This window comes from Mycobacterium sp. (genome assembly GCF_050700595.1).
In the GTDB taxonomy this organism is placed as follows: Bacteria; Actinomycetota; Actinomycetes; order Mycobacteriales; family Mycobacteriaceae; genus Mycobacterium.
The window spans coordinates 23,514-29,782 of the sequence record NZ_JBOHHI010000155.1 but is presented as its reverse complement, the minus strand read 5'-3'; the positions used below and the strand labels follow the sequence as shown (position 1 = coordinate 29,782).

The 6,269-nt window shown below is 68.0% G+C and carries 5 protein-coding genes and 1 pseudogene; 5 read left to right on the top strand and 1 reads right to left on the bottom strand.

Going from position 1 to position 6,269, the window contains the following annotated elements; all coding sequences use genetic code 11:
* A pseudogene (locus ACRDTL_RS14320) lies at positions 1 to 684 on the top strand (acetyl-CoA acetyltransferase); the annotation flags it as partial.
* A gap of 60 nt (positions 685 to 744) precedes the next feature.
* Here the strand turns inward: ACRDTL_RS14320 and ACRDTL_RS14315 are convergent.
* Positions 745 to 1,593, bottom strand: a complete 849-nt coding sequence (locus ACRDTL_RS14315; RefSeq protein WP_431507364.1) for an LLM class F420-dependent oxidoreductase — start codon at positions 1,591 to 1,593, stop codon at positions 745 to 747.
* Positions 1,594 to 1,810: 217 nt separating this feature from the next.
* Here ACRDTL_RS14315 and ACRDTL_RS14310 point away from each other — a divergent pair, with 217 nt between their 5' ends.
* From ACRDTL_RS14310 to purH, 4 genes are read left to right on the top strand one after another with little or no spacing between them, the layout of a single operon-like run.
* Positions 1,811 to 2,698, top strand: coding sequence for a DUF5336 domain-containing protein (locus ACRDTL_RS14310; RefSeq protein ID WP_431507363.1), 888 nt, complete (start codon positions 1,811 to 1,813; stop codon positions 2,696 to 2,698).
* A 54-nt stretch (positions 2,699 to 2,752) separates the two neighbouring features.
* On the top strand, positions 2,753 to 4,018 hold the full coding sequence (locus ACRDTL_RS14305) for a cell division protein PerM (protein WP_431507362.1): 1,266 nt from the start codon (positions 2,753 to 2,755) through the stop codon (positions 4,016 to 4,018).
* 21 nt (positions 4,019 to 4,039) lie between these two features.
* Positions 4,040 to 4,669, top strand: a complete 630-nt coding sequence (purN, locus tag ACRDTL_RS14300; protein ID WP_431507361.1) for a phosphoribosylglycinamide formyltransferase — start codon at positions 4,040 to 4,042, stop codon at positions 4,667 to 4,669.
* Positions 4,666 to 6,246, top strand: coding sequence for a bifunctional phosphoribosylaminoimidazolecarboxamide formyltransferase/IMP cyclohydrolase (purH, locus tag ACRDTL_RS14295; protein WP_431507360.1), 1,581 nt, complete (start codon positions 4,666 to 4,668; stop codon positions 6,244 to 6,246). Before purN ends, purH begins: the two co-directional genes overlap by 4 nt.
* Positions 6,247 to 6,269 lie beyond the last annotated feature (23 nt).

The window sequence follows — 6,269 nt, the reverse complement described above, 5'->3', positions numbered from 1 at the left end:
GTGTTTCTGCACGGGCACGCCGATTCCGAAGAGCAGAGCCTGCTGGATCGGCCGGATCTCGGACACGCCCCGTCGGCGGTGCTGGCGGTGTGCGAGGCGCTGGCGGTGGCCGGCATCGGGATCGACGACGTCGCCGCCCTCGATCTCTACAGCTGCTTCCCGGTCCCGGTGTTCAACGTCTGCGACGGCATGGGCATCGCGCCCGACGACCCGCGCGGGCTGACCCTGACCGGCGGCCTGCCGTTCTTCGGTGGCGCCGGCAACAACTACTCGATGCACGGCGTTGCCGAGATGGTCGCCAAGATGCGAAGCACCCCAGGCCAATTCGGTCTCGTCGGCGCCAACGGCGGCATCATGAGCAAGTACTCGGTCGGGGTCTACTCGACCACGCCGGCGGACTGGAGACCCGACGGTAGTGCGCGGTTGCAGGCGCAGGTCGCGGCGGCGCCCACGGTGGCGGTGACCGAGCACGCCGACGGTCCCGGCACCGTGGAGACCTACACGGTCCGGCGGGACGGCGGTAGGCCGACCGGGATCATCATCGGCCGGCTCGATGCCGACAACAGCCGGTTTTTGGCGACCACCGAGGACCACGACCTGATCGCGCTGCTGACCGATGGCGACCCGCTCGGAAAGTCGGTCCGGGTGCGTTCGTTCGACTACGGCAACCGCTGCAGTCTCTAGCGCGAGCAGACGCAAAAGGCCCCTAAAACCCTTAGTTTTGGGGGCTTTTGCGTCTGCTCGTCACACTATGGCCGCGAGCTTGCCGGCCAGCCGCTCGACATAGCCGGCCACCTCGTCCTCGGAGCGGTCGGGCAGGCCGAACAACACCTCGGTCACACCCAGTTCGGCCCAGTGCGCCAACTTTTCGGGCACCGGCTTGAAGTCCAGCGCCACGATCTGCGGCGCCCCCTGGCGGCCGGCGGCCGCCCAGGTGTCCTGCAACAGCTTCACCGGCTCGTCGATGTCGAAGTCGCGCGGCGTAGTGATCCAGCCGTCGGCGCTGCGTGCGATCCACTTGAAGTTCTTCTCGGTGCCGGCCGCGCCGACCAGAACCGGGATGTGTGGCTGGACCGGCTTGGGCCAGGCCCAACTCGGCCCGAAGTTGACGAACTCGCCCTCGAAGGCGGCTTCCTCCTCGGTCCACAGTGCCCGCATTGCTTCGATGTATTCACGCAGCATCGTGCGACGACGGCCCGGTGGCACGCCGTGGTCGGCGAGTTCGTCGGTGTTCCAACCGAACCCCACGCCCAGGCTCACCCGGCCGCCGGACAGATGGTCGAGGGTGGCAATCGATTTCGCCAGCGTGATCGGGTCGTGCTCGACCGGCAACGCCACCGCGGTGGACAGCCGCACCCGTGAGGTGACCGCGCACGCCGCCCCCAGACTGACCCACGGGTCCAGCGTGCGCAGGTAACGGTCGTCGGGCAGCGAGGCGTCACCCGTCGTGGGGTGCGCGGCGGCACGCTTGACCGGGATGTGGGTGTGTTCGGGAACGTAGAAGGTGGCAAAGCCGTGGGTGTCGGCAAGCGTGGCGGCGGCCGCCGGGGTGATACCGCGGTCGCTGGTGAACAGCACGAGCCCGTAATCCATGCCCTGAATTAGAACGTGTTCCAATCTCGCGGGCAAGCCCGGGGTCGGCTGTCGGCGGACACGCCGCGCACCGCGCCGCCTGCCTTGAAGGTGCGCTAGCGTGGATGATCGAATCGCGTCGCAACGCCCGCACGGCCAGTCAGGGTGTTCATGGAGCGGTCCGACTCAGCGTCGCGGGGAGCGGCGCCGCAACGGCACTGGAAGCACAGGAGAAGTCATGACATACTCGCCCGGCAGTTCCGGATATCCGCCCGCGCAGTCGCCCGGCTCCTATGGAGCCTCCACCCCGTCGTTCGCCAAATCCGACGACAACGTCGGCAAGACACAGCCCTACCTGACCGGCGCGGTGATCGTGCTGGGCTTGGTGGCCTACTTGGTGAGTTTTGGCAAGATGTTCACCAGCATGCTTCCGTCGGGTGAGGAGCTGGTCCAGAGTGGCGGTGGGTTGCCCGTCGCCGCGGCCCTGCTGGCGGCGCTGTTGGCCGCGGCGGGTCTGTTGCCCAAGGCCAAAAACTATGTTCCGGTTGTCGCGGCGATCTCGGTTGCGGCCGCACTGCTGCTGATCGAAGCCTCGATCGGCGCGTCCGGCCGCGGCTGGGCACTGTGGTTGGTCCTGGCCTGCATCGTGTTGCAGGCTGTTGCGGCGGCCGGGGCGCTGTTGCTGGACGCGGGCGTCATCACTGCGCCGGCGCCGCGGCCCAAATACGATCAGTACAGCCAGTACGGGCAGTACACAAGCCAACAACCGGGCGGGTACTACGGTCAACAGCACACGTCCTACCAGCAGCACGCCCCGCAGCAGTCCGGATACGCGTCGCAATACGGCGGTTACTCGTCCTCACCATCAGCCGGGCCTTCGACCGGCGGGTTCGGCGCGATCGGGCCGCAGACCGGTCCGCAGCAATCGCAATCCGGACAACAACTCGGTTCTCCCACTCCGCCGACCGGCTTCCCCAGCTTCAGCCCGCCACCGTCGGCTGGATCCGGATCGGCGGCCCAGGGGCAGAATCACACGGATTCGGGCAGCCAGGGCGGCCAGACGCACGATCAGCAGGGGCAAGGCCAAGGTCAGCAGTCGTCGTCCGCGGACACGGCACAGTCCTAATCGGCCGTTCTCGTGCGGGCCCACCTCGAGTAACGTGCGCGAAGAGTGACGCGGGTGGCGGACAGTCGCGCAACCGGCCCGCACCAGGCGCGCCACCTACTGCGGGTGGCGTTCGGCCCGGCTGTGATGGCACTGGTCATCATCGCCGCGGTGGCGTTGCTGCAACTGCTGCTCGCCAATAGCGACATGACCGGCGCCCTGGGCGCCATCGCCAGTATGTGGCTCGGCGTGCATCAGGTGCCGATCTCGATCGGCGGCCGCGAACTCGGTGTGATGCCGCTGTTGCCGGTACTGCTGATGGTGTGGGCGACAGCGCGCACCACGGCACAGGCCACCAGCAGCACGGCGTCCTGGTTCGTCATCCGTTGGGTGGTGGCGTCGGCGCTGGGTGGACCGCTGCTGATCGCCGCGATCTCGCTGGCGGTCATCCACGATGCGGCATCGGTGATCACCGAGTTGCAGACGCCGAACGCGCTGCGTGCCTTCATCAGCGTGCTGGTGGTGCACGGCATCGGTGCGGTGATCGGGGTGGGTTCCCGGGTGGGCCGCCGCTCGTTGGCTGCCTCGCCGCTGCCGGATTGGCTGGCCGGGTCGCTGCGCGCTGCAACCGCGGGGGGGTTGGCGCTGGTGGGGTTGTCCGGCGTGGTGACTGCCGGTTCGCTGGTGGTGCACTGGGCGACGATGCAGCAGCTTTACGCAATCACCGATTCGCTGTTCGGCCAACTCAGTCTCACCCTCCTGTCGGTGTTGTACGTGCCCAACGTCATCGTCGGCACCGCTGCGGTCGCCGTCGGGTCCAGCGCCCACGTGGGCTTCGCGACGTTCAGCTCGTTCACCGTGTTCGGCGGTGACATTCCGGCGCTGCCGGTGCTGGCCGCGGTACCCAGCCCGCCGCTGGGACCGGTGTGGGTGGCGCTGCTGATCGTCGGGGCGTCATCGGGTGTGGTGGTCGGGCAGGTATGCGCACGCCGCCCGCTGCCCGTTGTGCCCGCGATGGCCAAGCTGCTGGTTGCGGCCGCGGCGGCGGCGCTGACGATGGCGCTGCTCGGCTACGCCGGTGGCGGGCAGCTGGGCAACTTCGGTGACGTCGGGGTGGAGCAGGGCACGTTCGCGATCGCGGTGTTCCTGTGGTTCGCGGTCATCGGTGCGATCACCCTGGTGATGGCCGGCGGAGTCATCCGCCGGCCGTCCAAGCCGGTGCCGGCCGTCGAGCCCGAGTCGCACCCGGAGGTTCCGGACGATCTCGTCGTCGAGTCGGCGGCCGACGAACCCGCCACGCCGGCCGATACCGACGACCCACCGGATCACGACGGCGATTAGCGACTATTAGGCTCGCTCAGTGTGCAGCAACCGCTCCATGTGCCTCCCAGCGCACCGGCACGGTTGGTAGTCCTGGCCTCGGGCACGGGTTCGCTGCTAGCCGCCCTGCTGGACGCCGCGGTCGGTGATTATCCCGCCCGGGTCGTCGCCGTCGGCGTGGACCGCGACTGCCGGGCCGCTGACATCGCGACCGCGGCGTCGGTGCCGACGTTCACCGCCCGGCTGGCCGACTACCCTCGCCGCGACGCCTGGGACGCGGCGCTGACCGAGGCCGCCGCGGTGCATTCGCCCGACCTCGTCGTCTCGGCCGGATTCATGAAGATCATTGGACCGCAATTTCTTTCGAGCTTCAACGGGCGCATCATCAACACCCACCCGGCACTGCTACCGGCATTCGCCGGTACGCACGGGGTGGCCGACGCGCTGGAATACGGTGTGAAGGTCACCGGCGCAACGGTGCACCTCGTCGACGCCGGCACGGATACCGGGCCCATACTGGCGCAGCAGGCGGTTCCGGTGCTCGACGGCGACGACGAACAGACCCTGCATGAACGCATCAAGGTCGTGGAGCGACGCCTGTTGGTGGACGTGGTGGCTGCGGTGGCGACCGGCGGCGTGACGTGGATCGGACGAAAGGCGATGATCGGATGAGCGCGGAAAGAGGTGTCGAATCGAGACGGCCGATCCGCCGGGCATTGATCAGCGTGTACGACAAGACCGGATTGATCGGTCTCGCCCGTGGCCTGCACGCGGCCGGCGTCGACATCGTCTCGACCGGGTCGACTGCGAAAACTATTGCTGACAACGGTATTCCGGTGACATCGGTGGAGCAGGTGACCGGGTTTCCTGAGGTGCTCGACGGCCGGGTCAAGACCCTGCATCCGCACGTACACGCGGGGCTGCTCGCCGACCAGCGCAAGCCGGAGCACGCCGCGGCGCTCGAGCAACTCGGGATCGCTGCGTTCGAGTTGGTGGTGGTGAACCTGTATCCGTTCGGTGAGACCGTGGCCTCCGGCGCCGGTGTCGACGACTGCATCGAGCAGATCGATATCGGCGGACCATCGATGGTGCGAGCCGCCGCCAAAAACCATCCCAGCGTGGCGGTTGTCGTGGACCCGCTCGGCTATGACGGCGTGCTGGCCGCCGTGCGGGACGGCGGATTTACTCTCACCGAGCGGAAGAAGTTGGCGTCGTTGGCGTTTCGGCACACTGCCGAATACGACATCGCCGTCGCCGGCTGGATGGGGTCGACACTGGCCCCCGAACAGCCGGAAATGGCGTTCCCGGAGTGGATTGCCGGGTCGTGGCGGCGCTCGGCGATGCTGCGCTACGGCGAGAATCCGCACCAGGAGGCGGCGCTGTACAGCGATGCCGGCGCTTGGCCGGGGTTGGCGCAGGCCGACCAGTTGCACGGAAAAGAGATGTCGTACAACAACTTCATCGATGCCGACGCGGCGTGGCGAGCGGCGTTCGACCACGAGCAGATCTGCGTGGCGATCATCAAGCACGCCAATCCGTGCGGGATCGCGATCTCGTCCGTCTCGGTGGCCGACGCGCACCGTAAGGCCCACGAGTGCGACCCGCTGAGCGCATTCGGCGGAGTGATCGCGGCAAACACCGAGGTCAGCGTCGAAATGGCGGAGTACGTGAGCACGATTTTCACCGAGGTGATCGTTGCGCCGGCCTACGCGCCGGGCGCCGTCGACGTGCTGGCACGCAAGAAGAACATCCGGGTGCTGGTGGCTTCCGAGCCGGTGGGCGGCAGCGCCGAGCTGCGTCAGGTCAGCGGCGGACTGCTGCTCCAGCAGCGTGACCGGCTCAACGCGCTCGGCGACAACCCGGCCAACTGGACTCTGGCCACCGGATCGGCAGCTAGCCCAAAGACGTTGGCCGACTTGGCGTTTGCGTGGCGAACCTGCCGTGCGGTCAAGTCCAACGCGATCGTGATAGCTGCCGACGGCGCCACCGTTGGTGTCGGCATGGGCCAAGTCAACCGGGTCGACGCCGCCCGGTTGGCGGTCGAACGTGGTGGTGAGCGGGTGCGCGGTGCGGTAGCCGCGTCGGATGCCTTCTTCCCGTTCCCGGACGGGCTCGAAACCCTGACAGCGGCCGGGGTGACGGCGATTGCGCATCCCGGCGGCTCGGTGCGCGACGACGAGGTGACCGCCGCCGCAGCCGATGCCGGGGTGACGTTGTATCTGACCGGCGCACGGCACTTCGCGCACTAGTTTTCGCGAAAGTGCATTCCACG

Excerpts from the sequence above, each read along its gene's own strand:
- purH (WP_431507360.1), top strand. The coding sequence starts at position 4,666 with ATGAGCGCGGAAAGAGGTGTCGAATCGAGACGGCCGATCCGCCGGGCA.
- ACRDTL_RS14310 (WP_431507363.1), top strand. The coding sequence starts at position 1,811 with ATGACATACTCGCCCGGCAGTTCCGGATATCCGCCCGCGCAGTCGCCC.
- ACRDTL_RS14315 (WP_431507364.1), bottom strand. The coding sequence starts at position 1,593 with ATGGATTACGGGCTCGTGCTGTTCACCAGCGACCGCGGTATCACCCCG.